This window comes from Rhizobium sp. 862_C5_N1_2 (assembly GCF_051811205.1).
Taxonomy (GTDB): domain Bacteria; phylum Pseudomonadota; class Alphaproteobacteria; order Rhizobiales; family Rhizobiaceae; genus Rhizobium; species Rhizobium leguminosarum.
Window position 1 is genome coordinate 88887 of the sequence record NZ_JBPWPT010000006.1, and the last position, 25609, is coordinate 114495.

The 25609-nt window shown below is 59.2% G+C and carries 24 protein-coding genes and 1 pseudogene; 20 read left to right on the forward strand and 5 right to left on the reverse strand.

From position 1 onward, the window contains the following. The first annotated feature begins 101 nt into the window (after nt 1-101). Genes tkt through derI form a run of 5 tightly spaced genes read left to right on the forward strand, consistent with a single transcriptional unit; the run spans nt 102 to nt 5452 of the window. Complete coding sequence (gene tkt, locus ACD590_RS37695; protein ID WP_064843706.1) at nt 102-2096, forward strand: transketolase; 1995 nt, start codon at nt 102-104, stop codon at nt 2094-2096. Continuing rightward, nucleotides 2093-3115, forward strand: a complete 1023-nt coding sequence (locus ACD590_RS37700; RefSeq protein ID WP_064843707.1) for a class 1 fructose-bisphosphatase — start codon at nt 2093-2095, stop codon at nt 3113-3115. Before tkt ends, ACD590_RS37700 begins: the two co-directional genes overlap by 4 nt. A gap of 6 nt (nt 3116-3121) precedes the next feature. Next, nucleotides 3122-4171, forward strand: coding sequence for a class II fructose-bisphosphate aldolase (fba, locus tag ACD590_RS37705; protein ID WP_064843708.1), 1050 nt, complete (start codon nt 3122-3124; stop codon nt 4169-4171). A 42-nt stretch (nt 4172-4213) separates the two neighbouring features. Then, on the forward strand, nt 4214-4984 hold the full coding sequence (locus ACD590_RS37710; RefSeq protein WP_064843709.1) for a triose-phosphate isomerase: 771 nt from the start codon (nt 4214-4216) through the stop codon (nt 4982-4984). A gap of 12 nt (nt 4985-4996) precedes the next feature. After that, nucleotides 4997-5452 carry a D-erythrulose-4-phosphate isomerase gene (derI, locus tag ACD590_RS37715; RefSeq protein WP_040140203.1) on the forward strand — a complete coding sequence of 152 codons (456 nt, stop codon included), beginning with the start codon at nt 4997-4999 and terminating at the stop codon, nt 5450-5452. Nucleotides 5453-5668: 216 nt separating this feature from the next. Here the strand turns inward: derI and ACD590_RS37720 are convergent, their stop codons facing one another. After that, on the reverse strand, nt 5669-6370 hold the full coding sequence (locus tag ACD590_RS37720; RefSeq protein ID WP_004129783.1) for a FadR/GntR family transcriptional regulator: 702 nt from the start codon (nt 6368-6370) through the stop codon (nt 5669-5671). Nucleotides 6371-6470: 100 nt separating this feature from the next. Continuing rightward, nucleotides 6471-7265, reverse strand: a complete 795-nt coding sequence (locus ACD590_RS37725) for an SDR family NAD(P)-dependent oxidoreductase (RefSeq protein ID WP_004129782.1) — start codon at nt 7263-7265, stop codon at nt 6471-6473. Nucleotides 7266-7416: 151 nt separating this feature from the next. Between ACD590_RS37725 and ACD590_RS37730 the strand changes: the two genes are divergently transcribed. The 12 genes from ACD590_RS37730 (at nt 7417) to ACD590_RS37785 (ending at nt 20444) form a co-directional block, all read left to right on the forward strand. Next, nucleotides 7417-8769, forward strand: coding sequence for a four-carbon acid sugar kinase family protein (locus tag ACD590_RS37730; RefSeq protein WP_064843710.1), 1353 nt, complete (start codon nt 7417-7419; stop codon nt 8767-8769). A 10-nt stretch (nt 8770-8779) separates the two neighbouring features. After that, on the forward strand, nt 8780-9667 hold the full coding sequence (locus ACD590_RS37735; RefSeq protein WP_028753509.1) for a 3-keto-5-aminohexanoate cleavage protein: 888 nt from the start codon (nt 8780-8782) through the stop codon (nt 9665-9667). A 70-nt stretch (nt 9668-9737) separates the two neighbouring features. Further along, nucleotides 9738-11270 carry a sugar ABC transporter ATP-binding protein gene (locus ACD590_RS37740; RefSeq protein WP_040140011.1) on the forward strand — a complete coding sequence of 511 codons (1533 nt, stop codon included), beginning with the start codon at nt 9738-9740 and terminating at the stop codon, nt 11268-11270. A 38-nt stretch (nt 11271-11308) separates the two neighbouring features. Further along, nucleotides 11309-12271 carry an ABC transporter permease gene (locus ACD590_RS37745; protein WP_004129777.1) on the forward strand — a complete coding sequence of 321 codons (963 nt, stop codon included), beginning with the start codon at nt 11309-11311 and terminating at the stop codon, nt 12269-12271. Nucleotides 12272-12366: 95 nt separating this feature from the next. Beyond that, nucleotides 12367-13365, forward strand: coding sequence for a substrate-binding domain-containing protein (locus ACD590_RS37750; RefSeq protein ID WP_004129775.1), 999 nt, complete (start codon nt 12367-12369; stop codon nt 13363-13365). A gap of 64 nt (nt 13366-13429) precedes the next feature. Next, nucleotides 13430-14464, forward strand: a complete 1035-nt coding sequence (locus ACD590_RS37755; RefSeq protein WP_064843711.1) for an aldo/keto reductase — start codon at nt 13430-13432, stop codon at nt 14462-14464. A gap of 5 nt (nt 14465-14469) precedes the next feature. Beyond that, nucleotides 14470-15753 (forward strand): 3-oxo-isoapionate-4-phosphate decarboxylase OiaX, encoded by a 1284-nt coding sequence (oiaX, locus tag ACD590_RS37760; protein ID WP_096771285.1) that lies wholly within the window; start codon nt 14470-14472, stop codon nt 15751-15753. A gap of 3 nt (nt 15754-15756) precedes the next feature. Further along, on the forward strand, nt 15757-16737 hold the full coding sequence (locus ACD590_RS37765) for an aldo/keto reductase (RefSeq protein WP_064843712.1): 981 nt from the start codon (nt 15757-15759) through the stop codon (nt 16735-16737). Between the two features lie 119 nt (nt 16738-16856). Continuing rightward, nucleotides 16857-17813: an L-threonylcarbamoyladenylate synthase gene (locus ACD590_RS37770; protein WP_064843713.1), complete on the forward strand. Its 957-nt coding sequence runs from the start codon at nt 16857-16859 to the stop codon at nt 17811-17813. 249 nt (nt 17814-18062) lie between these two features. After that, nucleotides 18063-19106 (forward strand): aldo/keto reductase, encoded by a 1044-nt coding sequence (locus ACD590_RS37775; RefSeq protein WP_096771277.1) that lies wholly within the window; start codon nt 18063-18065, stop codon nt 19104-19106. Continuing rightward, on the forward strand, nt 19103-19606 hold the full coding sequence (locus tag ACD590_RS37780; RefSeq protein ID WP_237359381.1) for a hypothetical protein: 504 nt from the start codon (nt 19103-19105) through the stop codon (nt 19604-19606). Before ACD590_RS37775 ends, ACD590_RS37780 begins: the two co-directional genes overlap by 4 nt. Then, complete coding sequence (locus ACD590_RS37785; RefSeq protein WP_040140026.1) at nt 19578-20444, forward strand: N-acyl homoserine lactonase family protein; 867 nt, start codon at nt 19578-19580, stop codon at nt 20442-20444. Before ACD590_RS37780 ends, ACD590_RS37785 begins: the two co-directional genes overlap by 29 nt. 112 nt (nt 20445-20556) lie before the next feature. Here ACD590_RS37785 and ACD590_RS37790 read toward each other — a convergent pair. After that, nucleotides 20557-20717, reverse strand: a pseudogene (locus ACD590_RS37790) (Re/Si-specific NAD(P)(+) transhydrogenase subunit alpha); the annotation flags it as partial. 230 nt (nt 20718-20947) lie between these two features. Between ACD590_RS37790 and ACD590_RS37795 the strand changes: the two are divergent. Continuing rightward, on the forward strand, nt 20948-21721 hold the full coding sequence (locus ACD590_RS37795; protein WP_040140030.1) for a DeoR/GlpR family DNA-binding transcription regulator: 774 nt from the start codon (nt 20948-20950) through the stop codon (nt 21719-21721). A 114-nt stretch (nt 21722-21835) separates the two neighbouring features. Here the strand turns inward: ACD590_RS37795 and ACD590_RS37800 are convergent, their stop codons facing one another. Together ACD590_RS37800 and ACD590_RS37805 are read right to left on the reverse strand one after the other, a co-directional pair. Next, nucleotides 21836-22537 carry a RibD family protein gene (locus ACD590_RS37800; RefSeq protein ID WP_064843716.1) on the reverse strand — a complete coding sequence of 234 codons (702 nt, stop codon included), beginning with the start codon at nt 22535-22537 and terminating at the stop codon, nt 21836-21838. A 29-nt stretch (nt 22538-22566) separates the two neighbouring features. Further along, entirely contained in the window at nt 22567-23418 is an 852-nt protein-coding gene (locus ACD590_RS37805; RefSeq protein WP_040140034.1) for an SDR family NAD(P)-dependent oxidoreductase, read from the reverse strand. A gap of 448 nt (nt 23419-23866) precedes the next feature. On the opposite strand from ACD590_RS37805, the gene ACD590_RS37810 reads away from it, so the two are divergent. Continuing rightward, nucleotides 23867-24649 carry an SDR family NAD(P)-dependent oxidoreductase gene (locus ACD590_RS37810; protein WP_028753504.1) on the forward strand — a complete coding sequence of 261 codons (783 nt, stop codon included), beginning with the start codon at nt 23867-23869 and terminating at the stop codon, nt 24647-24649. Then, complete coding sequence (locus tag ACD590_RS37815; RefSeq protein WP_245303124.1) at nt 24646-25404, forward strand: SDR family oxidoreductase; 759 nt, start codon at nt 24646-24648, stop codon at nt 25402-25404. The genes ACD590_RS37810 and ACD590_RS37815 overlap by 4 nt, the downstream gene beginning before the upstream one ends. The last annotated feature ends 205 nt before the right edge of the window (nt 25405-25609 follow it).

The following is a 25609-nucleotide window of genomic DNA, read 5'->3' on the forward strand; positions in this document are numbered from 1 at the left end:
ATATTGTTATGTTTATCGTGTGTATTGCGTTATTTTGTGTTCTGATATTGTGATGTCCAGAAAAATGCGCCACATTGGTCGCGGTTTATGGGGAGGAAGAATTGACAGCAGCAGTTTCGATCCGCGATCTCGCGAACGCTATCCGTGTCCTGTCGATCGACGCGGTTGAGGCCGCAAAGTCCGGGCACCCCGGAATGCCCATGGGCATGGCTGATGCGGCGGCGGTGCTGTTCGGCCGGCACCTCAAGTTCGATTCAAGCGAACCTGGCTGGCCGGACCGCGATCGTTTCGTCCTGTCGAACGGCCATGGCTCGATGCTGCTCTACAGCCTTCTGCACCTCACCGGGTACAAAGACATGACCATTGAGCAGGTTCGCAACTTCCGCCAATGGGGCTCCAAAACGCCAGGTCATCCCGAATATGGGCACACCGCTGGCGTCGAGACGACCACCGGGCCGCTCGGACAGGGGATCGCGTCGGCTGTCGGAATGGCTATTGCGGAGCGGCGCCTATCAACCGAATTTGGCGCAGCGCTTGTCGATCACCGGACGTACGTTTTCTGTGGAGATGGGTGTCTCATGGAAGGTGTTGGTCAGGAAGCTGCTTCGCTGGCCGGCCACCTGCAGCTCGGCAAGTTGATCGTCCTTTACGACGACAACTCCATCACCATCGACGGCTCGACCGCAATCGCGTTTTCAGAAGATGTGCTCGCGAGGTTCGACGCGTACGGATGGCACACGCAGCGCGTTGACGGTCATGATCCGGATGCGATCGACGCGGCGATCTCGCAGGCGAAGGCGGAAGCATCCAGACCATCCCTCATAGCCCTGAAAACCATCATTGGATACGGCTCTCCGTCAAGGGCAGGAACAAGCTCCGTACATGGTGCACCGCTCGGCGCCAGCGAAGCCGCCGCGACGAAGGCAGTCTATGGCTGGACGGCGGACACTTTCGAGATTCCTGCTCCAATCCTCAAAACTTGGCGCGAAGTCGGCGCGAAGGGCGCCAAGGCGCGCAAGGACTGGCAAGCGCGGCTCGAAGCAGCGGGCGCAGATGTCAGAAGTGAGTTTGAACGCCGCACCGCCGGCTCATTGCCAGCGCGATATGAGGAAGCGGTCAACGCCGCCAAGGCAAAGCTGCTCGACAAGCCGCAATCAGTGGCAACGCGTAAGGCAAGCCAGATCGCACTGGAAGCGCTGACGGAGCTGCTTCCGGAAATGATCGGCGGGTCCGCTGACCTCACCCACTCAAACTTGACCCGGGTTCCGGCCGTCGACAGCGATTTCACCGCCGCTGCAAGCGGGCGGTATGTCAGCTATGGCGTTAGAGAGTTTGCCATGGCCGCCGCGATGAACGGTATGGCGGCTCACGGCGGCGTCATACCCTATGGTGGCACGTTCCTCGTCTTCTCGGATTATTGCCGCAATGCCATTCGTGTGGCGGCTCTGATGGGCGTCCGCTCTATCTTCGTGATGACGCATGACTCGATCGGTCTTGGCGAAGACGGTCCGACGCACCAGCCGGTCGAGCATCTTGCCAGCCTCAGGGCAATGCCGAACTTGCATGTATTCCGGCCCGCCGACACCATCGAGACGCTGGAATGCTGGGATCTTGCAATAACCAGCAAGAACACGCCGTCGGTTTTGGCGCTCTCGCGGCAGAATGTCCCGCAACTGCGCGCCCAGCGTGACGGCATCAATCGCTGCGCACGGGGAGCCTATGTGCTGCGGGAAGCGAGCAGCGAACGTGCCGTCACAATCATCGCCACTGGAACGGAAGTCGCGCTTGCGATCCAGGCTGCCGACGAGCTTGAGGCGAGAAACGTTCCCGCCGCTGTCGTCTCGATGCCGAGCTGGGATCTCTTCGAAAAGCAGCCCAAGGATTACCGCAGCTCGGTCCTCGGCAACGCGCCGCGCATTGCCGTGGAAGCGCTCTCGAAGTTCGGCTGGACTAGGTATGTCGACAGCGAAGACGACGTGATCGGGATGTCCGGCTTCGGAGCGTCTGCGCCGGCCGAGACGCTGTACGAGCAATTTGGGATCACGCGTGACGCAATCGTCACGCGCGCCCTAGCAAGGATAAGGGGCAAGCAATGAGCGCGCCGGCGACACCCGGAAATGACGAAGCGGGCGTCCAGTATGGTTCTGTCGATGAGTACCTCTCGACCTGGGCTGGTGAAGATTTGTCCCGTCAGGGGGTGGCGGCTCTAATCAACGGTGTGTTGGATGCCGCCTGTCTTTTATCCGCACGCATCGCAGCCGGTTCCCTGGAGGGCGATCTGGCCCACCTTGTCGGATCAAATACCGACGGTGATGCGCAAAAGGCAATCGACATCGCGTCGCACGAGTTGTTCATCGAAATACTCGCACGCGCAGGCGCTGCCAGGGTCCTGTCCGAGGAGGCCGACGCGCCAGTTATGCTCAATGGCCAGCATTTTGCGGTCGCAATCGACCCGATCGACGGTTCAGGCAATGTCGGGCTGGGCACGCCCGTCGGCACGATCTTCTCGATCATGCCTTTCTGCGAAGCTGAAGATCCCTTTTTAACCCCTGGAAAGCGCCAGGCCGCGGCCGGTTATGTCTCATTCGGCAACACCGTCGATTTGGGCTTTTCGGTCGGTGAGGGTGTGCTGCTGGCGACGATGCATCCCCAAACCGGCGAGTTCCTGATCGTCAAAAGGCAGGTTCTGATACCTTGCGACACGTCCGAGCTTGCATATAACGCTTCCAACCACCGTCACCTTCACCCTGCCATGAGCCTGTATCTTCAGGATTGTCTGACCGGCAAGGAGGGAACGCGCGGCCGTGATTTCAACATGCGTTGGCTCGGATCGGCAGTCGGAGAGCTCCACCGGATCCTGATCAGGGGCGGTGTGTTCTTCTACGCCGGCGACAAGCGACCCGGCTTTGAAAATGGGCGCCTTCGACTGGTGTATGAAGCGAATCCGATCGCGTTCCTGATGGAGCAGGCCGGGGGGCGGGCCACCGACGGCACGACCGCCATCCTGGACAAGATCCCGACCTCTCACCATTGCCGCACGCCGCTGGTTTTCGGTTCGGCGACGGAGGTCGACGTGATCGCAAGCTATCTCAATTCCAATCCAACCAGCGAGTAACATGTCATGGCCAGGATTACTCTCCGCCAGCTGCTGGATGATGCCGCCGAACACGGCTACGGCGTCCCGGCGTTCAACATTAACAACATGGAACAGGCGCTTGCCATCATGGAAGCGGCCGACGGAACGGATTCGCCTGTCATCCTCCAGGCGAGCCGTGGGGCGCGAGCCTATGTCAACGACATCATGCTCAAGCACATGATGGAGGCGGTGACGGAAATCTATCCGCATATCCCCGTTTGCGTCCATCTTGACCACGGAAACGAACCGAGCACCTGCGTCACCGCGATCCAGCATGGTTTTACGTCCGTAATGATGGACGGATCGATCCTTGCTGACGGGAAAACCGCGGCGGATTGGGACTACAACGTCAAGGTCACGAGAAGCGTCAGCGACACGGCCCATTGGGCAGGGGTTTCGGTGGAAGGGGAGCTTGGCGTTCTGGGCTCGCTTGAGACCGGTGCGGGCGAGGCGGAAGACGGTCACGGCGTCGAAGGCAAGCTCGATCCGCATCAGCTTCTGACCGATCCGGAGGAGGCGGCGAAATTTGTCGCGGAGACCAAGGTGGATGCGCTTGCCGTCGCAATGGGCACCAGCCATGGCGCCTACAAGTTCTCACGCCGGCCGGACGGTGACGTGCTGGCAATGGATGTTATCGAGGCGATCCACCGGAAACTTCCGAATACCCATCTCGTCATGCACGGTTCGTCAAGCGTGCCGGAGGAGTTGCAGGAAATCTTCAATCGCTTCGGCGGGCGGATGAAGCCCACCTGGGGCGTGCCGCTCGAGGAAATCCTGCGCGGCATTCGGCATGGTGTGCGAAAGGTCAACATCGACACGGATTGCCGCATGGCAATGACCGGGCAGGTGCGCCGAGTGCTGTCCGAAGATCCGACAGAATTCGACCCTCGCAAATATTTGAAGCCCGCAATGACGGCGCTTTCGAAGCTTTGTCGCGAAAGATTCGAAGCTTTCGGAACGGCAGGGCGCGCAAGCTCTATCAACGTCGTGCCACTCGCGGAAATGGCGAAGCGGTATCGAGCCGGCTCGCTCTAGGTAGGTCACAGCAGTTCGAACGCAAACGTGGTGAAGCGGGACATGACCGAGAAGAAAACCCTCTGGATTGGCACCAGCTGGAAGATGAACAAGACGCTTGCCGATGCCGCGCAATTTGCGCACGGTCTCAGGGCCGCAGACATCACGTCCCATCCGCGCATCCAGCGCTTTGTCATCCCTCCTTTCACTGTTGTCCGGGAAGTGAAGACCACATTGGCGGGCACGTCGGTAAAGGTCGGCGCGCAGAACATGCACTGGGACGAGGAGGGCGCCTGGACGGGCGAGATTTCGGCCTTGATGCTTACAGACTGCAACCTCGACATCGTCGAGCTTGGTCACTCCGAGAGGCGTGAACATTTCGGTGAGACGGACGTGACGGTAGGACTGAAAGTCGAGGCGGCGGTTCGCCACGGCTTGATCCCGCTCATCTGCATAGGGGAGACACTTTCCGAACGCGAGGCCGGGCGAGCCCGCGACGTCCTCGAGCGCCAGGTTCGTGGCGCGTTGGGAAGCCTTTCTACCGACCAGAAGCACAAACCGATACTGCTTGCCTACGAGCCTGTTTGGGCCATTGGCGTCGATGGGATCCCCGCGACAGCGGACTACGCCGACGCCCGCCAGGCCGAGATCATCGCGTTCGCGGAAGCCGTGCTCGGCCGGCGCATTCCCTGCCTCTACGGCGGTTCGGTCAACGCAGACAACTGCGAAGAGCTCATATCCTGCCCTCATGTCGATGGGCTGTTCATCGGCCGCTCGGCCTGGAAGATCGAGGGCTACCTCGACATCCTCGAAAAGTGCGCGGCCAAAATCTGAGGAGTGATGAAGATGAAAATTGCAGTAGCAGGCGACAGCGCGGGCGAGGGCCTCGCCAAGGTCCTCGCCGATTATCTCAAGGACCGTTTTGAGGTGTTCGAGGTCTCCCGGACGGACGCCGGTCTCGACGATTTCTATGCGAACCTCTCCGACAGGGTCGCCAACGGCGTGCTCGACGGCACCTATGACAAGGCCATCCTGGTGTGCGGCACCGGGATCGGCGTCTGCATTTCGGCAAACAAGGTGCCGGGTATTAGGGCAGCCCTCACACACGATACTTATTCCGCCGAGCGGGCGGCGTTGTCGAACAACGCCCAGATCATTACCATGGGCGCCCGCGTCATTGGATCGGAACTTGCGAAGACGATCGTCGACTCATTCCTCGCCCAGAGGTTCGACGAGAACGGTCGCTCGGCCAGCAATGTTGCCGCCATCGACGAGGTCGATACGAAATACCACGCCCGCTAGTTGGAAGGCTGGGCATGCATTGCTCGCGGTCGATGCGCCAGGCGCAATCAGCCTGGCGCATTATCGTTTTCTGGCAATTTTCAGAACCCGGCGAATAGGCCGGGCGGCATACGGTATCCGGGCTTCGCGTCCGCCTTCAGATGCCGCCGGTGATGATCGCAGTGCGACCTGCGGGAAATGTAAGATGCGCCACGCCTTGACGTGATGCCCTGGCTGTCATTTCAGCAGGGATGTGCGGAAGTGTTCCATGTTTTCCTCGACGCTCTCGCGGCTGAGGTCACCGGTCTTTCTGTCCCGGATCATCTGAAACATGTGTTCGTGGAGATCGACTGCGCGCCATTTGCCACTGACCTCTAGCGATTTTTGCACCCAAGGCGCGACCATCGTCAGCACGAAGTCGGCGATCACGACGATCAACGGGTTTCCGGCGGCTTTGTATATTGCTCGGTGGAAATCGAGATCGGCCTTGAGGAGATCTTCGATCGCGGAGTTCGCATCCTCCGACAGCCTTTTTAGTCGGTCGATGCACTCTCTCATCGTGGCGAGGTCTTCGTCCGTACGCCGCAGCGACGCGAGTTCTGAACAGTTGCGGTCGAAAATGTATCGCAGTTCCATCAGCATCTCAGGCGTCGAGCTCTGAAGATAGAGCTGAAACATCGCGAGCGGCATCGCCGGAAGGCCTTCGTCCTTACGGATGTAATTTCCAAAGCCATGACGCGTCTCGACAAGACCCGAGACCGCGAGCGTTTTGATCGCCTCTCTGATTGGAGTGCGACTGATCCCGAGAAGCTGGGCCAGCTCTTTTTCATTGGGAAGTTTGTCACCAGGCCCGAGGTTGCCTTTGGCAATTTCGCCCGTAATGTAGTCGAGCGCTATGTCCAGCCGGCTTGGGATTTTCTTTGGGTCAACAGACAGCATTCCTGGTCACGCTCCAATCAGAAATCGAAAAGGTACGAGGTCATACCGCGTTTTCCCGCTTGCGACAAATGCCGAACGTCGAACTGGCCACCTCTCCAGGTTATTCGCTGATTTGTCCCAGCCGCTTCGAGGCTTTTGGATCGAATGGGAACATGAGGCCAGCGGCCAGGAAGCCGCCGTCGACGTTCAGGGTGTGCCCCGTAATATAGGCAGCATCGTCGCTCGCCAGGAACACCGCGGCATCAGCGATTTCCGATGGTTCGCCATAACGGCGTTGCGGAACGAGCCGATGATAGGCGTCACGCGTTTCGACCGTGTGCATGACTTTCGAGACCTCGGTCAATATCGGGCCCGGTGCGATGTTATTCACATTGATTCCCGATTCCGCGAGTTCGACCGCCATAACCTTCGTGAGGAGTTCGACGCCGGCCTTTGAGGCTCCATAGGCCGAACGCCCGACACCTCCCTTCTGACCGGACAGCGAAGCGATATTGATGATCCGCCCATAGCCTTTGGCGGCCATGATCCGAGCAAAGGCTTGCGCCACGAGGAATGTTCCGGTCAGATTGATCCGGACGACGCGTTCGAATTCCTCCCGTGAGCTTTCGAGAAACAGAGTGGTTGCGCCCACGCCCGCGTTGTTCACGAGTATGTCGACCGTGCCGAATCGGCCAATCGTTTCCTTAACGATCGTCTCAACGTCTTCGTTGACGGAAATATCGGCGCGGACGGCCAAAGCCCGCTCCCCAAGCCGCTCGGCGGCTTCGTTCGCCACTTCCAGATCGCGGTCGACGATAACGACATTCGCGCCTTCGCGAACATAGGCTTCAGCGATTGCCAGTCCGATGCCCCGGCCAGCGCCCGTCACCACGGCAGTGCGTCCAGAAAGTCTCATCTCGTCGTCCTCCAATTTTCTCGATATGAGGTATAAGGTATAAGGTATGACCTTGACAGAGTTATGAGCTGCTTCTATGAGTATTGTCAAGAGTGAAGCCCGGCTGATGTATGGAGGAAGATATCCTCGGCCGGGATATTGGGAGGATCCGATGACATCAGCTGGCAAGCTCAAGGCCGTGTTTTACGGCGACGACTTCACGGGTTCTTCCGAAAACCTGGCGCAGTTCCATCGCAGTGGTGTGAAGGGAAAACTCTATCTCGCACGCCCTTCAGCACAGACGGCGTCAACAGATGCTCTGTCTTATGATGTGCTTGGCTTCGCCGGTACCGCAAGGGCGTTGTCCGGCGTCGAGCTCGACGAGGAGCTTGACAGCGCGTTTTCGATCATGCGCACCCTCAACAGTCCGCTTATCCAATACAAGATCTGTTCGACGTTCGACTCGTCGCCCACCGTTGGAAGCTATGGTGCTGTTCTGGCGCGCGCTGCGGCTCACTTCGGCAAGAGGGACGTTCCAGTCCTCGCCGCGACCCCGGACTTCGGGCGCTACACCTGTTTCGGAAATCATTTCGCGCGCTTTGCCGACAGGATTGAGCGGCTCGACCGGCACCCGAGCATGTCGCGCCACCCCAGGACGCCGATGCACGAGGCGGATCTGCGCATGCATCTGGCTGGGCAGACAGATAAGGAATTCGTCAACGTCACGCTTCCCGCAATCCGGAACCGCTCGGCAATGGAGGAGCGTGTCTTCAAGGCCTTCCAAGAGGGGGCAGGGGTCATTTTCGATGGGCTCGAAAATGCGGATCTTGCGGCTGTCGCCGATCTGCTCTGGGCGCGGTATCCGACACGTCCGATGTTCGCGCTAGCAGCTCAAGGCTTGGCGCAACAACTCGGCGCTCTTTGGGCCCGCTTGGGCCTGCTATCGTCGGCGGAGCCCGTCAAGACGGAGATTGCCGGCGTCGAAAATCTACTCGTCTTATCAGGTAGTTGCGCCCTGCAAACCGGGCGCCAGATTGCGGTGGCCGAAGCTTCCGGGTGGAACCTTGTCCACTTGGATGTCTCGACAGTCCGGTCCGATGATGATGCTGAGGCAGTTGCGCGGGAGGCTGCTTTGAAGGCGATCGAGAGCCTTGTGCGCGGTCGATCTACAATCATCTACACGGCTCGCGGGGAAACCGGCCGTCTGGCCGGCGGCGATGTTCCCGCGGAACGCTTGGGCGCCATCTACTGTGACGTTGCGCGTGCCGTGCGCCGCGCGGTTTCCTTGCCGCGGATCGTGTTTTCGGGCGGTGACAGTTCGAGCTATGCGGTGCGGACAATCGGCGCCGAAGCGCTCGAGATCGCCGTTTTTGACGAAGTTCAAAATTGCCATGTCTGCCGCCTGGATGCGCCGGGCGACGCCGAAGTCGATGGCCTCGAAGTCATGCTGAAGGGCGGGCAGATTGGTGCCGATGACTTCTTCCTGCGGGCAAAGGCGGGCACCTCGGGTTATCTGGCGGCGTAAGGAGCGAAAGATGCAAAAGAAAATCATCCTCGAAGCCAGGGTCAACGAGTACGCGCCGCGCACATCCAACCCTAATATCCCATACACCGCCGACGAGATCGTTGAGGCCGCCGTTGCAGCCCGCAAGGCGGGAGCGGCGATTCTCCACTATCATGCCAGGACAGCCGACGGCGGTGCGACAAACACCGTTGAGGCAAACGCCGAAATCATCCGCGAAGTCAGGCAGGCGACCGATCTACTCATCCTTCCCACGCTCGGCTTTATCTCGAATGATGCCGACGCCATGAAGCGCATCGACACGGTCGCAACCCTGGCATTGGACCCTGCTACGAAGCCCGATATTGCGCCCATCGATACCGGTTCGGCCAATCTCGAGCTTTGGGATGCCGAGACGCGCAGGTTCGAAAATCCAGAACGTTTGTATCTCAACACGACCGAAAGTCTCGCGCACTACGCGCGTACCTTGGCCGAAAAGGGCGTAAAGCCGAAGCTGGTTTCCTGGTCTGTCGGGTTCACGCGCCGCGCGATCGCTCTGATGGACGCGGGCCTTGTGAGGGGGCCCGCCTACTTTCTCCTGCACCTAACGGGAGGGCGATACATTACCGGGCATCCGCCGACCGAGGCGGGTCTCATGGCGCATCTTGCATTTCTGCCCGACGACCGGCCGATCGAATGGACGGTCAATTGCCTTGGGGGCAATCTGTTGAACATTGCTCCTGCGATCTGCCGTCTGGGCGGCCACATGGCTATTGGAATAGGCGACTATCCCTATCGCGAGTTCGGCACACCCACGAACGCGGAAGTCATATCGCGCGCTGTTGAGATTGCCCAAAAGGTCGGACGTGAGCCCGCTACACCCCAGGAGGCACGCGCGATCCTCGAACTGGACGCCGCGTAGATCCAATAAGGCATGCGATCCGCACACACGAGGCATAGATTTGGATTTTTACGAGGTATGACGTCATATCATGGTCAACGCAACTGAGAAGATAACAGTTCAGGGAACCGCGCAGTCGTCTTCGGCACGCGTGCTTCTGCGGGCCGAGGGCGTGGAAAAGTCGTTCAACGGCGTCCCAGCGCTCGTTGATGGCCGACTAACTCTAAAGGCCGGGACCGTCCATGCCTTGTGCGGCGGTAACGGCGCCGGCAAGTCGACATTCCTCAACATCACGATGGGACTGCTCCGCCGCGATGGAGGGATAGTGGAGATCGATGGCGAGCAGGTCGACTTCAAAAGCGCCGCTGACGCCTTGCGTCACGGCATCGCGATCATCACGCAGGAGCTTTCCCCCGTCCCCGAGATGACCGTCGCCGAGAACCTTTACCTTGGCCGCGAGCCGAAGCGACTTGGCGTGCTCGTCGATTTTAGCCAGATGCGCAGGGACGCCCAGGCATTCCTCGATGAACTCGGCTTTGAAGTCGACGCTGCCAAGAAGATGGGGGAGCTGAGCCTCGCCCAGATTCAGCTCGTCGAAATTGCGAAGGCTCTCAGCTATCGGGCACATATCGTCATCATGGACGAGCCGACATCTGCTATCGGCGAACACGAAGTCCATGTCTTGTTCAACGCGCTCCGCAAGATCACCGCGCGCGGTTCCGCAATTATCTACGTGTCTCACAAACTCACCGAAATCTTCGAGATCGCGGATGAGTACACAGTCTTCCGCGACGGCCGTTTCATCGAGACTGGAAACATCAAAGACATCGACCGCCGTCATCTTGTGACACAGATCGTCGGCCGTGAAGTCAAGCTGGTCGAGAAGGGCAAGCCTCTCGAAGACGCGCCAATCCTGCTTTCGGTCTCGAACTTGGCGCGCGGGCCTCATTTCCGAGACATCTCGCTAGACGTGGCGTCCGGCGAAGTGGTCGGAATCTACGGGCTGCTTGGGTCCGGACGAACCGAGTTCCTCGAGACAATATTCGGGCTGCACTCACCAACGGGAGGCGAAGTTGTCTTCAACGGCGGTAAGGTCAAGCCAGGCAGTCCTAAGGACGCAATTCAACGTGGAATGGCGATGGTGACCGAGGATCGCAAGGACAGTGGTCTCGTGCTCTCGGCATCGATCGCCCACAACATCACGCTTTCATCGCTGGCCTTGATGGCCATCAGCGGTTTCATCCGCGGGGACAAAGAGCGCAGCGCAGTTCAAGACATGATCGTCTCACAGAGGATCAAGTCGGCGTCGCCAGATGTTGCCGTCGAAACTCTGTCAGGGGGCAACCAACAAAAAGTCGTGCTGGCCCGGTGCCTTCTGACAAATCCAAAGCTTCTCATTTGCGACGAACCGACGCGTGGCATCGACGAAGGTTCCAAGCAGGAGATCTACGCGTTCCTGCGAGACTTCGCGGCAAAGGGCAACGGCGTCCTCGTGGTCTCCTCGGAGGCACCGGAGATCATGCAGCTCAGCGACAGGATCGCGATTTTCAAACAGGGGCAGCTCCTCAGCATCATCGACGGTGCCGAAGCAACGCAACAGACGCTTATGGACATGGCGAGCTGATGAGCGGTCATAGCCCCATTCACGGGAGGACTTGAGTAATGAATACCATCGCTGCGGCGAAGCCCGGAAACTTCCGCGCCGGGGAAATGATCAGGCAGTTCAGCATCGTTCTCGTGTTTTTCCTGATCGTCGCGTTCTTCGCGTTCGCGAACCAGTACTTCATGACATGGTTGAATTGGCTGAATCTCGTTCGCCAGTCGTCGATCAACGGCATTCTGGCGATCGGAGTGACCTTCGTCATCCTTACTAAGGGCATCGACCTATCGGTCGGCTCCGTAATGGCGCTCGCGGGCATGATCGCCGCCAGCCTCGTAACGGAGACCAACGAGCAGTTCGTGCTTTTCGGTATCTTTGCGGGCCTCGCGGCGGGAGCCGGCCTCGGCTTGGTGAACGGCGTGCTTGTTGCCGCGGTCAAGGTCCCGCCGTTCGTAGTGACGCTTGGCATGTTGAGCGTGGCCCGCGGTCTCACCTTGATCTTTTCGGAAGGACGCCCCATCCCGAATCTGTCGGATCCCTTCAAGTGGATCGGCTCCGGGCAGATCATGTATATCCCGGTACCGATCGTCATCCTGTTCGTCGTCTTCCTGATTGGATGGACCGTTTTAAACTATACGACTTTCGGCCGTTATGTGTACGCAGTTGGCGGCAACGAGAAGGCGGCTCGCACGAGCGGCATTTCCACCAAGGTGATCGTCGGTGCGACCTATGTGATCTCGGGCCTCCTGGCTGGTCTTGCGGGGCTTGTCCTGACGGCTCGCACCACCGCTGCGCTGCCGCAAGCGGGCATCGGTTATGAGCTTGACGCGATCGCCGCCGTCGTGATCGGCGGGACGAGCCTTGCGGGCGGCCGCGGATCGCTGCTCGGCACACTGATCGGCGCGCTCATCATCGGCACGATCAACAACGGCATGGACCTCATGGGCGTGTCTTCATACTACCAGCAGGTCCTCAAGGGCACGATCATCGTGGTCGCGGTCATCGCCGACCAAATCCGCAAATAAGACCAATCCCGAAATTGCCGCCGGGGAAGGCCGGCGACAATGTCCGGCCCAGCGTGTCGCGTCCGGACGTATCTTAAACCAGAGGAGAATATGAAATGCAGATGTCTAGGAGGAACCTGCTCAATGCGGGTGTGGGTATGGCAATCGCCGTAGCGACGTTGGCTGGCGGGAACTTCGCCTTCGCGCAGGACAAAATTCGGATCGCGGCTCTCTCGTTCGGTGAGTCCGGCGAGTACATGAAGGCTTGGTCGACGGAAATCCAGAACCATCCCGCCGTCAAATCGGGCGAGGTCGAGATCACCGTTTTCGACGGCAAGTATGATCCACTGACACAGGCGAACCAGATCGACACAGCGATCACCCAACAATTCAACGCGATCATCATGTCACCCTTCGACCTCGAGGCCTCGGCGCCGCCGATCGAAAAGGCCGCCGAAGCGAAAATCCCGCTTATCGTGTCGGCGCTCAAGACCAAGTCGACGAAATACACCGCGTCCATCATCGTTAACGATACCGAAGGCGGCCGGATCATCGCTGAGGAACTCGCCAAGCGCCTTCCGAACGGCGGCAACGTCGTCCTCATGGAGGGTCCGATCGGCCAGTCGGCCCAGATCGAGCGCCGCGCAGGCATAGACGCTGGTCTCGCCAAGTTCCCGAACCTCAAGCTCATCGAAGACAAGACAGGCAACTGGAGCCGCGCCGAGGGTCAGGCGCTCATGGAGAACTGGTTGCTCGCACACCCGGGTGAGATCAACGGCGTCCTTGCGGAAAACGACGAGATGGCGCTTGGCGCGATCGAAGCCATGAAGAGCGCCGGCATCGATCTCAAGACCGTTCCCGTTCTTGCGATCGACGGCATTCCGGACGCAAAGCGCGCCGTGAAGAAGGGCGAGATGGCGGTCAGCCTCTACAAGTACGCCCGCGCCGAAGGCCAGGGCGCGGTCGACCTCGCACTGCGGGCGATCAAGGGCGAGAGCTACAAGCCGCAGTCCGAAATCTGGGGCTCGCTGATGGAATGGAAGGGCGGCACCGAGAAGGACTACGTCGTGCCGTGGCTCGTGCTCGATTCCACCAATGTCGAGAAGTACATGTAATCGGACAACGGCGGACGGCCCGTACGGCCGTCCGCCTTACACCAGGGAAATAGGATCGACCATCATGTTGAAGAGAAAAGTTGGAAAGACCGATGTGACGCTGACCTCGCTAGGGCTGGGTACCTCGCCGCTCGGTGGGTGCAATGTCGATGTGAGCTTCCAGACTTTCGAAGCGGTCGTCCTCAAGGCATACGACTTGGGTGTCCGCTATTTCGACACCGCGCCCCTTTACGGCCTTGGAAAGTCCGAGCATTCCCTCGGCCATGTCCTTCGCAACAACGATCTCATCGGCAAGGTCGTGGTCAGCACCAAGGCGGGGCGGATACTCAAGCCGGAAAGCCGCGCAAAGCGCGCCGAGAGCCTTTACGGCATCGACTGGGTGAAGGCGCTGCCATTCGTCGATGACTACGACTATTCCTATGACGGCATCATGCGCGCTTTCGAAGATAGCCAGCAGCGCCTGGGTATGGACCACATTGACATCCTCTATCTCCACGACGTGAGCGGCGAATGGCACCGCGAGGCGTATAGCACCCACCTTTCGGCGCTGAGATCGAGCGGTTACAAGGCGTGTGACGAGCTGCGCAGCACAGGCTCCGTGAAGGCCATCGGCCTCGGCGTCAATGAAACCGCGTCGGTCCTGCAGGTGGCAGAGGAATTTGATCTCGACTGCTCCATGGTCGCCGGGCGCTACACCCTGCTCAACCACGGCGCTCTCGACCATTTCTATCCAGAAATGCAGCGTCGCGGCATCGGTATCATTGCGGCTGGCATCTACAACTCCGGCATCCTCGCCGAGGGTAGCAAGTCGATGACAACCACCCGCACCTACGATTGCCAGCCCGCGCCTGAAGCGATCGTCCGCAAGGTCGAGGCGCTCGAAGCCGTCTGCGAGCGCCATGGCGTCTCGCTTGCGACTGCAGCGACACAATTTGTCTACGCACATCCTGCAGTGACCGCGGTGGTACAGGGAGCGCTGGCGCCCGAACACGTCGTCGCAAACGTCGCCGCGATCTCGACGCCGGTTCCGGCTGCGTTCTGGGCCGACCTGAAGTCGTCCGGCCTCATCCCTGAAGCCGCGCCAGTTCCGGAGGCATGATCGCGATGGATCTGGCTCAGCGCAGGCCCTCGGACATTCTGGTCACCTATCGGATTGAGACCGCCGGGAGCGCTGAGGCCTTGGCGGTCAAGATCGGAAGCGACCAGTCGACGGGTACATTTGTTGACCTGCCCGGAGAGACGCCGCAACTGAAGGCGCGCGCGGCCGCGCGCGTGGTCGCTTTCGAGAAACTGGACTCTGTCGAGGTTCCCTCGCTCCCTGCAGCGGGCGAAGTCTTCAACCGAGCGGAGACAACAATCGCCTATCCCCTGGAGGCCGTCGGAACTGACCTCGCGGCAGTCACCACGGTTGCATTGGGCGGGGTCTGGTCGATCAAGGAATTCACCGGGCTGAGGGTCGTCGGCCTGCAGCTGCCTCCAGAGTTTGAAGGCGTCTACCCGGGGCCTCAATTTGGGATCGAAGGCTCCCGGCGTCTGACCGGCGTCTACAATAGGCCAATCATCGGCACGATCATCAAGCCCGCGCTCGGCCTCACCCCGGACGAAACGGCGCAGGTGGTTGCTGAACTCGTCGCGTCCGGTGTCGACTTCATCAAGGACGACGAGAAACTGATGTCGCCACCGTACTCCTCGTTGGAGGCGCGGGTGAAAGCGATCATGCCGATCGTCCGGGATCAGGAGCAGCGCACCGGCAAGAAGGTGATGTATGCCTTCGGCATTTCCGACGTCGATCCCGACGAGATGGTTCGCAAGCACGACCTGGTCGTGCGCGAGGGTGGAAACGCCGCCGTCATCAACATCAATTCGATCGGCAAGGGCGCTTTTCTGTTCCTGCGTCGGCGGTCGTCCCTTGTCTTGCACGCCCATCGCAACGGCTGGGATCTTCTCACCCGACATCCTGGTCTTGGGTTCGATTTCTCGGTCTACCAACAGCTTTGGCGACTTCTCGGCGTCGACCAATTCCAGATCAACGGCATTGCCGCCAAATACTGGGAGCCGGACGCGTCTTTCGTTCAGTCGTTCCATGATCTCCAGAAACCGATCTTCAGTGATGCCGACCGCCCGTTACCGGTCGTTTGTTCGGGTCAATGGGGTGGACAGGCGCCTGAGACCTATCGAAGGACGGAGCAGACGCTTGACCACCTTTACCTTTGTGGTGGTGGCGTCGTCAGCCATCCCGGCGGGCCGTCGGCGGGTGTCAGAGCGGTTCGTGCGGCCTGGGATGCCGCGGTCGCCGGGATCGATCTCCATGAATATGCCAAATCTCATCCAGAGCTGGCGCAGTCGCTCGCCAAGTTCGGCTCTAAAACCGTATCAGAAGGAAGATGACAGATGGAATATCGTCAGCTTGGCCGGTCAGGTCTCAAAATTTCGCAACTGGTTCTCGGTTGCATGAGTTTCGGCGTCGCCGATCGCGGCAACCATGCTTGGACATTGTCCGAAGACGACAGTAGGCCATTTATCAAAGAGGCACTCGAACAGGGCATAAACTGCTTCGACACGGCCAATGCCTACTCGGACGGCACCAGCGAGGAGATCATCGGCAAGCTGCTCAGGGAGATGGTGCAGCGTGATGAGGTTGTCATTGCCACCAAGGTCTACGGCAAGATGCGCAACGGAGCGAATGCGGTCGGACTTTCCCGCAAGGCAATCATCGCGGAGGCTGAGGCCAGCCTCAAGCGGCTGGCGACCGACTACATCGACCTCTACCAAATTCATTTCTGGGACAATTCGACCCCGATCGAAGAGACGCTGGAAGCGCTGACCGATCTCGTTCGAAGCGGCAAGGTTCGCTACATCGGAGCCAGCAATTGTTACGCATGGCAATTTGCGCGCGCGCTCTACAAGTCGGACGCTGCCGGATGGTCGCGTTTCGTTTCGATGCAAGCTCAGATGAACCTCCTTTATCGCGAGGAAGAGCGGGAGATGTTGCCGCTCTGTAAAGCTGAAGGGGTGGGGATCATCGCGTTCAGTCCGCTGGCTCGCGGGCGCCTCAGCCGGCCTTGGGAGGAAAGCAGTTTGAGGTCCGAGACCGACAATGTCACCGCTCGGTTCTACGGTCACGCGGACGAGGCGGATCGCCGCGTCGTAGACGTCGTCGCAAAGATTGCAGACGACAAGAACGTCCCGCGATCCCTCGTTGCGATGGCGTGGCTTAACACAAAGGCGGGCGTGACGGCTCCTATAATCGGCGCAACGAAGCTACAGCATCTGAAGGATGCCGTCGCTTCCTTGGCCGTCAAGCTAAGCGACGACGAGGTCCGCGAACTCGAGGAGCCATACGTGCCGCATAGCGTAGTCGGCTTGAACTGAGTTTGGCTCAGCGGGGACGACGTTGAGGCTGTCAGGAGGCACGCCGAACCGGGCCTCCTGAGCCAATGGCTTTGGTCTATCGATCTCTGCTCCCTTCCAGAACCAGCGCGAGGAAAAAGATGACCACCACCCGTCATTTTGACGTCAGCGACAGCGCGATTGAAGCTGCCGCCCGGCTCATGCGAAATGGCGAAGTTGTCGCGTTTCCGACGGAGACGGTTTACGGGCTCGGCGCGGACGCCAGCAGCCCCGCCGGGATCGAGCGCATCTATGAAGCCAAAGGACGCCCGCGGCATAATCCCCTGATTATCCACGTTTCGGACGTGGAAATGGCGCGCAGGATGGCACATTTCAATCCGGAGGCAGAGTTGGCTGCTGCCAGCTTTTGGCCGGGACCTCTGACATTGCTCCTGCCAAAGCGGGAAGACGCGGGGCTCGCAACCGCAGTTACCGCGGGCATGAAAAATGTCGCAATCCGATTTCCCTCGTCGAGTGTCGCCCAACGGCTGATCCGGGCCGTCGGATTTCCGGTGGCAGCGCCTTCAGCCAATCGTTCCGGGAAGGTCACCTCGACCCGCTTCGTGGAAGTTGTCCGCCAGTTGGACGGACGGATTTCGGGAATCGTGGAAGAAGACATATGTGATCACGGCCTGGAATCGACTATTCTGTCTTTGGTCGGATCTCCGATCATTCTACGCCACGGGTCAGTTCCGCGGGAGGCACTGGAAGCGTTACTCGGCCCGATTGACGAGGACACTGGCCCCCAAAAGGTCTCGGCACCAGGCCAGCTAAAGAGCCATTATGCTCCGGAAGCCGCCGTTCAGATGAATGTCGACCGTCCTGCCGCCAATATGGTCTGGGTCGGTTTCGGACCGGGGTGCGAGGGCTGTCAAATGACGCTGTCTTCTTCCGGTGACCTTCAGGAAGCTGCCCGCAACCTCTACACCGCCATGAGTGAAGCCGACGCCTTGGCCGGCGCGGGTGACGTGATTGCATTCGCCCCTGTGCCTCTGATTGGCCTTGGCAGGGCAATCAACGATCGGCTGAGACGAGCTGCCGCGCCCCGTTGCGCGTAGGCGGCATTTTTAAGCGATTCGCCAAATGCGGATGGCGGCATGCAAAAAACGCTTGCCTCTATAGGTATGACCTTATACCTTACACCTTGCTGATTGAGGAGTCAGGCCACGGAGGTCCTTCTGGTGAGGTTGGCGGCAGACGCCGGCGCGACCTGGCACGCATTGGGGCACGGGCTTTAATCAAACAATGACGGCATGGCGGAAGCTACATCGCTTCGACGCCTCCTACCGACATCTAGGGATGATCACATGACCGAACTTGAAACTAGACCGCTCGGAAAAAGCAAAGTGCGGGTAACTTCGCTGGGGCTAGGCACGGTGCCGCTCTCTGGCTTCAACGCCGATGTCTCCTACGGCGAATTCGAAGCGACGATCCTCGCTGGCTACGCGGTCGGAATCCGCTACTTCGATTGCGCGCCAATGTATGGCTTTGGGAAATCGGAGCATTATCTTGGCCATGCCCTCAGGGCGAACAAGCTGCGCGAAAACGTGGTGGTGAGCACCAAGGTTGGTCGTGTATTGAAGCCCGCCAGCAGGACAAAGAAGCTTGAAACCGTCTACGGCATCGAGTGGATCGACCCGCTTCCGTTTCTCGATACCTACGATTACACCTATGATGGCGTGATGCGCGCATTCGAAGACAGCCAGCAGCGCCTCGGATTGGACTATATCGACGTTCTTCTCGTGCATGACGTTGGTCGGGCATGGCACGGCGACCAAAGCGAGTTCTATTGGAATCAGCTGCGGGCCTCCGGTTATAAGGCACTGGACGAGCTTCGCTCCAGCGGAGCCGTCTCAGCCATCGGCTTGGGGGTCAACGAAACCGACTCCGTGGTCGGTGTCGCTCGTGAATTTCCGATCGACTGCTCGTTGATCGCCGGCCGCTACACCCTTTTGAATCATGCCCCGCTTGAGGCCGCGTTCGACGAGTTGCTCCAGCGGAACGTCTCCGTGATCGCCGGCGGGATCTTCAATTCCGGAATTCTGGCGACAGGCGTCGGCGGTCCCGCGGCCACTTACGATTACGGCAAGGTTCCTGCGGCCGTCGTCGAAAAGGTCAAGGCCATCGAGAGCATTTGCTCGAGATTTGCGGTGAGCTTGCCTGCAGCGGCGATGCAATTCGTTTATGCGCATCCGGCAGTGGCCACGCTGGTCATGGGTGCAAAGAGCGCATTGGAAGTCGAGCAGAACGTCAAGGCGATCAACGAGACAATACCCCCTGCATTTTGGGACGCTTTGACTGAAGCGAGCCTTCTTCCGTCAAACGCTCCGCTGCCGACGGCTGTACGATGATGGCCCGCGGAGGCACCGTTTTCGGCGGCTTCCGCTGCGAAGCGCTCGTGGGTTCGGTTCCATCGCCGGAGGCGCGCGCATGCCTCGAGGCGCTCGTCAGGACTTATGGCGAGCTTCTCGCGATCTACTCCTTCATGCATATGGCATTGAGGGAGAAGAGCATGCGCCTCTTGATTGGAGAACTCGCCGATCGCGCCACAGAGATAAAGCGATCCGTCCGTTCCTCGCTTGCGGGCTCGCGCTTTCTCGCAGGACAGGGCCACGCAGTCTACCATCTTGGACGGGCAGATGGCCTGCTTGTCGAGGCGGAGGAGCACCTGCAGCGCGGTGTCCTGGTTTCAGATGCATCCCTGCTGGGGCTGCTTTCAAATGCGGCGATCCAGCTGAAACGATCGGCCGCCATCTTAGGCACGTCGACCTTCGACACGACAGCATGCTGTGGAGGGTCCCTTGGACATGGGGAGGAAGACCATGGGAACGCATTCGATCTGGGTGCTTGAATACTCTCGAAGCCCGGTGCACCCGGTCAGCGGGGTTTTTTACGGCGCCCATAATCAGGGCACGATGAACCTGCCGTTCGCATACATTCTCATCAAGACAGGAGATGCAGTCGTTCTGGTTGATGCCGGTCACGACGCCGCCGATTTCGGAGGCCAGATCGCCAATTCGATTGGCGTTACCGGTTGGACGCCTCCGGAAATCGTTCTCGGGGAATGCGGGATCAGGCCCCAGGACGTCACGCATGTCATCCTCACGCACGCGCACTTCGATCACATTGGCGGCCTAAAGTTCTTCCCAAATGCTAAGATTTTCATTCAGAAGAAAGAATTGGAATCCTGGATGTGGATTCTGGCAAAGGGTCGGCGCTTCCGTTCATTGCAGGCCGGACTGAATCCGGCGGATATCCTCTATCTGACCCAGGCAAATATCGAAGGCCGCCTGGAGCTGGTGGAGGGAGAGCGGGAAAACCTGGTGCCAGGCGTTCACGTCTATCCGGCATTCGACACCCATACCGCAGGATCGCAATATGTGGTGGTGGAGACCGGCGGTGGAGACGGCAAGTTTATCCTGTCCGGCGACGTCATCTACACCTACAGCAACCTCACGGGTGAGGACGCCACCGATCCCTGCTTTGTGCCGCCGGGCCTTGCCAATGGCAGCCAGACACGTCTGATCGAGTCCGCCGAGGAGATGCTCAAAATCGTTGGTATGGACGAACGACGAATTGTTCCCATGCACGAGGAGCAGCTGTCAAAAATCTATCCGTCGCGTCTGACGGCTCGCCAGCTCATGCTCGTCGAGATTTGTGTGGCCGACGGAGACGTATCAAGAGTTTGATCGATTTGAAGCAGCGCGAACGCCAAGCTGCATCGTTCACAATCGTCCTCCCAAGGCGATAAGCAGAGAAAAGGCCGGGTGTCAGTTCACAGTGACTCCGGCCTTTTCCAAACACCTTGCCCGCTACGGTGATCTGCCCGGTGAAGAAGCCCTATATTCGCGCCCGCTTTGATGACGGCCCGGTAGTCCGCGATGTTCACCCTGGAGGACAAGGCCTCCATCTTCCGTGCGCGGCTGACGCGCGGGACCATTCTCCATGGCGACGACATTTGCGCTTGAACCTCCAAACCATCCTTGTTTCGTTAGAAAATGAGCGCCTTCGGCCATGCATGGAGTGGTGCAATCGCACCATCATGCGTCTTCACGTGTCCCATCATGCCAGCAGCGTCAGGGGCGTTGTCGAATAGAGCAACACAAACTAACGAAAAATGATGTTTGCATGTGATTTGTAGCGTCGGATCTTGATGTTAAAGGATCGGATTAGTGCGCCGGAGGACTAGAATATGAAGAGAGATGATCGGAGGCAGGCCATTATGGACCTGTTGGTCGCGCAGAGGGTAGTGGATCTGGACGACCTATCCGATCGGTTCGCTGTATCCAAGATGACCATCCACCGGGATCTGGATGATCTTGAGCAGGCAGGGATGCTTCGCAAGGTCCGCGGCGGGGCAACGATCGAGGCAGGAGGCCATTTCGAAAGCGATTTCCGGTTTCGCCAGCAGCAGGAGGGCGAGGCCAAGCGCCGGATGGCAGAGGCCGCCCTTGAACTCGTCGAGCCCGGCATGACGGTGATGGTCAACGACGGATCTATGGCGTCGGTGCTCGGGGAATTGCTGCCACAGAGGAGACCGCTGACGGTGATCACCAACAATGCGGCGGTCATCGATCGGCTCAAGACGGAATCAGGGATCAACCTGATTGCGGTCGGTGGACGCTATTCGATGAAGTTCAATGGTTTTTTCGGCGTCGTCGCCGAACAGGCATTGTCGCGTCTCAGCGCCGACATCGCCTTTATCTCAACGCCGGCAGTTTCTGGATTGCGCGTCTACCATATGGATGATGACGTTGTCCGCTCGAAGCGAGCGATGATTGCAAGCGCCGCGCGTCGCTGCTTGCTCTTAAACCATAAGCGCTTCAATCATACTGCTCTTCATGTCCTGGCCACCATTGACGAGTTCGAAGTTATCATCACCGACCAGGAACCGACAATCGACGTCCGCGCGGCTTTGGAAGGATCCAATGTGCAGCTTAGAGTGGCATCGCAGGAGAGGAAGTGAATATGGCCAACGATCCTTCGGGTAGATGCCGCGCAAGGCGGCACCCGTCCCCGAATCTCAAGTTCGGCCCTTGATGGGGGGAGCCCTTCCACAATCTTCTCCTGTGGGCTTCTCCTATGGACGTTCAACGCGATATCTCAGATGGACGGAGCCGAGGCCAGCGGCTTCGGCGCTCATAAACGTGAGCCTCGCCCCGCCGGCAAGCCCATCCTCGCCGCCCTCAAATATGGCCGGTGTATCCGACTTGCCTCCGATCGCAGGGAAGATGACTAGGCTGACCTCGTCAACAAGACCCTCATTCAAGAAATGGCCATTGGTTTGCGCCCCGCCTTCCAGCATCAAGCGCTTCACACCGAATTCGGTGCCGAGAACATCGAGCGCGTTTTTCAGATCGACGCCATCTTTCTCGGATACGATATAGGAAACGCCAGCCTGGGTGAGGCCCGCCAGGTAAGCATCATCCACGTCAGATCCTGTCAGGACGATAAGTTGAGCACCCTCAATGTCGTTCTTGTCCCAGCGTAGCCGACCGTCCTTATCAACGATAACAGCGAACTCGTTGGCATCCGGGTTGGCGTTATGGATCGGCCGCGGTACTGTGCCGGTTGTTTCATAGGGACGGTCGACGGCGTCTGCGAATTCCTCGCCTGTCGCTCTTCCCGAAAGCCAGGCGTCGGCACCAATCTTCTCATGCAGGTCGTCATAGACCTTCACGAGTTCCTCCACCGAATGGCCGGTCGCCTCAGCCCAATCATTGACGATCAATCGACCGTCCAGTGGCGACATCATGTGACAGATTACATGGGGTCTGGGCATTGGATTACTCCTCTACAAACATTCCACCGTCAGTGGTCTGCCTTCAACCAGGCTGCGAATTTATCCATCCAGTCGGGGTGCCAACGTGAAAGCGCCGGCCGGTTCAGGATCATGTCGTCGGCCGCCCAGCGGATCCGTCTGGCATCTATCTCCGACGTAACCGCATTATCGGGACAAATGATGTAAAAGTCCTCCTCGAGCAGACGGGCCAGGAAGTATTCCACCAACTGCTCAGCGGTCCATGCCTCATCGGGCTTGGCAGCGCCATGCGGCTTGAGTGCGATGTTCATGGGCGTCCACGTGTAGCCAGGGACGAGGAGATGAGCCGATACACGACCTCCCGTCTCCTTCAAAAGCGCGTGCGACAGCTGTTCGGTCAGGACCTTGACAGCTGCCTTTGCCACCGAATAGGCGGCATTGCCCGGAGGAGTTGTAATTCCTTCCTTGGAGCCGAGGTTGACGACCGCCGATGGTCGGGCTGCCTTGATCATGTGGGGCACGAAGACGTGTTGTGCGGCTAAAACACCTCCGAAGTTTACATCGATTTGGCGTCGCCACTTTGCAGGATCATCCCAGGGGCCGGCTCCTTGCGTAATGCCCGCGTTGTTGACAAGGACGGCGACGTCAGCAAACCGCGAAATCGTTTTGTCCCGCAACCTAGTTAGTGCCGACAGATCTGATACGTCGCCGCTCACGATCAGGATGTCCGTATCGAGTGCCGAGGCAACATCCTCAAGTGCGTCGGCGTCGAGATCCAGCAATGCGAGCTTCATGCCGCGGGCCGCGAGAGCCCTCGCGATCGCCAAGCCGATGCCCTTCGCAGCTCCCGTGATGACCGCAACGCGGCCAGGAGCAACGATGCTGTTCATTCTCTCGCTCATCATTGTCTTCCCGTCATTGGCCGTCACCGCTGGAAGGTGGGCCGGACACGCCGTCGCGTGGATTTTCTCGGCCGACGGCACCATCGCAAGAAGTGCGTCAGCGCTACGCGGGCGCTTGTGTGCTCGGACCATATCTGCTGGCTGCGAACGACAGCTCAACCTCCCTAACAACATAGGGCACTCCGCCGACCACTTGAAGTGAGCTGGATCGCACGCACCGATGAGCCGTGTTCACTCTTGGGTGCCTTCGTGACGTCGGGAATGCCTCGTCAATTTGGCTGCGGACGCGACCAAAAGGTCCCTCACTTCTGGTGTCTGCCAGATCGGTGGTTGATTTTTGCTCACCGCCCCGATCGATTTTGCTCATGTAACCAACCGGCTCCACGGGCATTAGGTCACCAGCGCCTCGAGGCGATCGAGGTGCTGATAAAACCAAAGGAGTGAAATCATGACTGGTAATAAACCACTCGCAATGGTCACGGGCGGCTCATCTGGAATAGGCTTCGAGCTTGCCAAACAATTCGCCAAGAATGGATTTGACGTCGCTATTTCAGGCTCAAGCGACAAGGTAAACGAGGCCGCCGATGCGCTACGAAGCCTTGACGCCGAAGCGTATCCGTTCAAAGCGGATGCCTCGACATACGATGGCGTTGAGGGGTTCTGGACCTTCACGCAGGGGCTGGGGCGCCCACTGGAAGCCGCGGCTCTGAACGTGGGTATCGGTATCGGCGGCGCCTTCGTCGATAACGATCTCGAGGATGAGTTTCGCCTGCTTGCAATCAATGTCACTGGGACCGTCCATATGGCCAAACGCGTCGTCCAACATATGGTCAAGAACGGCCGCGGCAGGATCCTCATCACCTCCTCGGTTTCGGCGACCCTGCCCACGCCATACGAAACCGTCTACGGCCCGTCGAAGGCATTCGGTTACATGTTCGCGGAATCTCTGCGCGAGGAGTTGCGCTCGACCGGGGTCACGGTGACGGCACTCCTTCCGGGCGCCACCAACAGCGACTTCCACGCGAACGCTGGGATGGGCGATACTAAGCTCGGTGGCCAGCAGAAAAACGACAAGACGCTCGTCGCCAAGCAGGGCTTCGAGGCCCTCATGAACGACATCGACCATGTCGTCGGCGGAGACCAGAAAACCAAGCGGCAGGTGTTGGAAAACCGGACGACCCCGGAGCCTGTTAAAGCCGCCCGGCAAGCCGAACTGACCCAACCGCAGTGAAGGAGCACATCATGGCACATCTGAAAGACAAGGTCGCAATCGTCACGGGAGCTTCCTCGGGCATTGGAGCAGCGACCGCCAAAGGATTGGCGGAAAAAGGTGCGCGCGTCGTCCTTGCCGGCCGCAATGAGGAACGCCTCAGTCAGATTGTCGAAGACATCGCCGGTTCCGGAGGTATTGCCAGCTACAAGGTTGCCGATGCCACGGATTTTGAGAGTACCAAGGCCCTCGTCCCGTTCGCCACGACGACGTACGGCCCGGTCGATATATTGGTCAACAATGCGGGCCTCATGCTCTTTTCCTATTGGAAGGATGCCGCGGTCGGCGATTGGAACAAGATGATCGATACCAACCTGCGTGGCTATCTACATGCGATTGCCGCCGTGCTGCCGTCGATGTTGGAGCGCCGGTCCGGCCGCATCCTGAATATGAGCTCTATCGCCGGCGTTCATGTCGGCGAGGCGGCAGGCGTTTATGGAGCCACGAAGTTCTTTATACGCGGTATCACCGAAAGCCTCAGAAAGGAGGTGGGCGTGGGAAGTGGGATCCAGGTGTCTATGATCAGCCCTGGCGTGATCGATACCGGCTGGGCCGACAAGGTTCATGACGAGACGGGCAGAAAGATCGCCGGAGAGCTCAACAAGCAAGGTATTCCGCCGTCGTCGGTGGCTGAAGCCGTGGTCTATGCCCTAGATCAGCCCCCGGAGATCACGATCAACGACATTGTCGTCCATCCAACCCGGCAGGACTGGTAGCCGGCGTTTTCGAAAGCTCAGAACTTGAACCTCCGGGACCGTCAGGCCGCCCGCGCGGAGGTGGTATCCGTTCCAACCGGTGCCGTCTCTCGTGGCTGTGGACAAGATGATCTTCATTGCATGACGATTAATCCCGGAGGTGCTATTATTCAGCGACCCGGCCCATCTCCCGTCGTAGCTCCCCGGATCCGACATGGATCAACTA

What these genes read in the sequence shown, in the direction of transcription:
- ACD590_RS37700 (WP_064843707.1), top strand. Translation starts at nt 2,093, where the DNA reads ATGAGCGCGCCGGCGACACCCGGAAATGACGAAGCGGGCGTCCAGTAT.
- fba (WP_064843708.1), top strand. Translation starts at nt 3,122, where the DNA reads ATGGCCAGGATTACTCTCCGCCAGCTGCTGGATGATGCCGCCGAACAC.
- ACD590_RS37710 (WP_064843709.1), top strand. Translation starts at nt 4,214, where the DNA reads ATGACCGAGAAGAAAACCCTCTGGATTGGCACCAGCTGGAAGATGAAC.
- derI (WP_040140203.1), top strand. Translation starts at nt 4,997, where the DNA reads ATGAAAATTGCAGTAGCAGGCGACAGCGCGGGCGAGGGCCTCGCCAAG.
- ACD590_RS37720 (WP_004129783.1), bottom strand. Translation starts at nt 6,370, where the DNA reads ATGCTGTCTGTTGACCCAAAGAAAATCCCAAGCCGGCTGGACATAGCG.
- ACD590_RS37725 (WP_004129782.1), bottom strand. Translation starts at nt 7,265, where the DNA reads ATGAGACTTTCTGGACGCACTGCCGTGGTGACGGGCGCTGGCCGGGGC.
- ACD590_RS37730 (WP_064843710.1), top strand. Translation starts at nt 7,417, where the DNA reads ATGACATCAGCTGGCAAGCTCAAGGCCGTGTTTTACGGCGACGACTTC.
- ACD590_RS37735 (WP_028753509.1), top strand. Translation starts at nt 8,780, where the DNA reads ATGCAAAAGAAAATCATCCTCGAAGCCAGGGTCAACGAGTACGCGCCG.
- ACD590_RS37740 (WP_040140011.1), top strand. Translation starts at nt 9,738, where the DNA reads ATGGTCAACGCAACTGAGAAGATAACAGTTCAGGGAACCGCGCAGTCG.
- ACD590_RS37745 (WP_004129777.1), top strand. Translation starts at nt 11,309, where the DNA reads ATGAATACCATCGCTGCGGCGAAGCCCGGAAACTTCCGCGCCGGGGAA.
- ACD590_RS37750 (WP_004129775.1), top strand. Translation starts at nt 12,367, where the DNA reads ATGCAGATGTCTAGGAGGAACCTGCTCAATGCGGGTGTGGGTATGGCA.
- ACD590_RS37755 (WP_064843711.1), top strand. Translation starts at nt 13,430, where the DNA reads ATGTTGAAGAGAAAAGTTGGAAAGACCGATGTGACGCTGACCTCGCTA.
- oiaX (WP_096771285.1), top strand. Translation starts at nt 14,470, where the DNA reads ATGGATCTGGCTCAGCGCAGGCCCTCGGACATTCTGGTCACCTATCGG.
- ACD590_RS37765 (WP_064843712.1), top strand. Translation starts at nt 15,757, where the DNA reads ATGGAATATCGTCAGCTTGGCCGGTCAGGTCTCAAAATTTCGCAACTG.
- ACD590_RS37770 (WP_064843713.1), top strand. Translation starts at nt 16,857, where the DNA reads ATGACCACCACCCGTCATTTTGACGTCAGCGACAGCGCGATTGAAGCT.
- ACD590_RS37775 (WP_096771277.1), top strand. Translation starts at nt 18,063, where the DNA reads ATGACCGAACTTGAAACTAGACCGCTCGGAAAAAGCAAAGTGCGGGTA.
- ACD590_RS37780 (WP_237359381.1), top strand. Translation starts at nt 19,103, where the DNA reads ATGATGGCCCGCGGAGGCACCGTTTTCGGCGGCTTCCGCTGCGAAGCG.
- ACD590_RS37785 (WP_040140026.1), top strand. Translation starts at nt 19,578, where the DNA reads ATGGGAACGCATTCGATCTGGGTGCTTGAATACTCTCGAAGCCCGGTG.
- ACD590_RS37795 (WP_040140030.1), top strand. Translation starts at nt 20,948, where the DNA reads ATGAAGAGAGATGATCGGAGGCAGGCCATTATGGACCTGTTGGTCGCG.
- ACD590_RS37800 (WP_064843716.1), bottom strand. Translation starts at nt 22,537, where the DNA reads ATGCCCAGACCCCATGTAATCTGTCACATGATGTCGCCACTGGACGGT.
- ACD590_RS37805 (WP_040140034.1), bottom strand. Translation starts at nt 23,418, where the DNA reads ATGAGCGAGAGAATGAACAGCATCGTTGCTCCTGGCCGCGTTGCGGTC.
- ACD590_RS37810 (WP_028753504.1), top strand. Translation starts at nt 23,867, where the DNA reads ATGACTGGTAATAAACCACTCGCAATGGTCACGGGCGGCTCATCTGGA.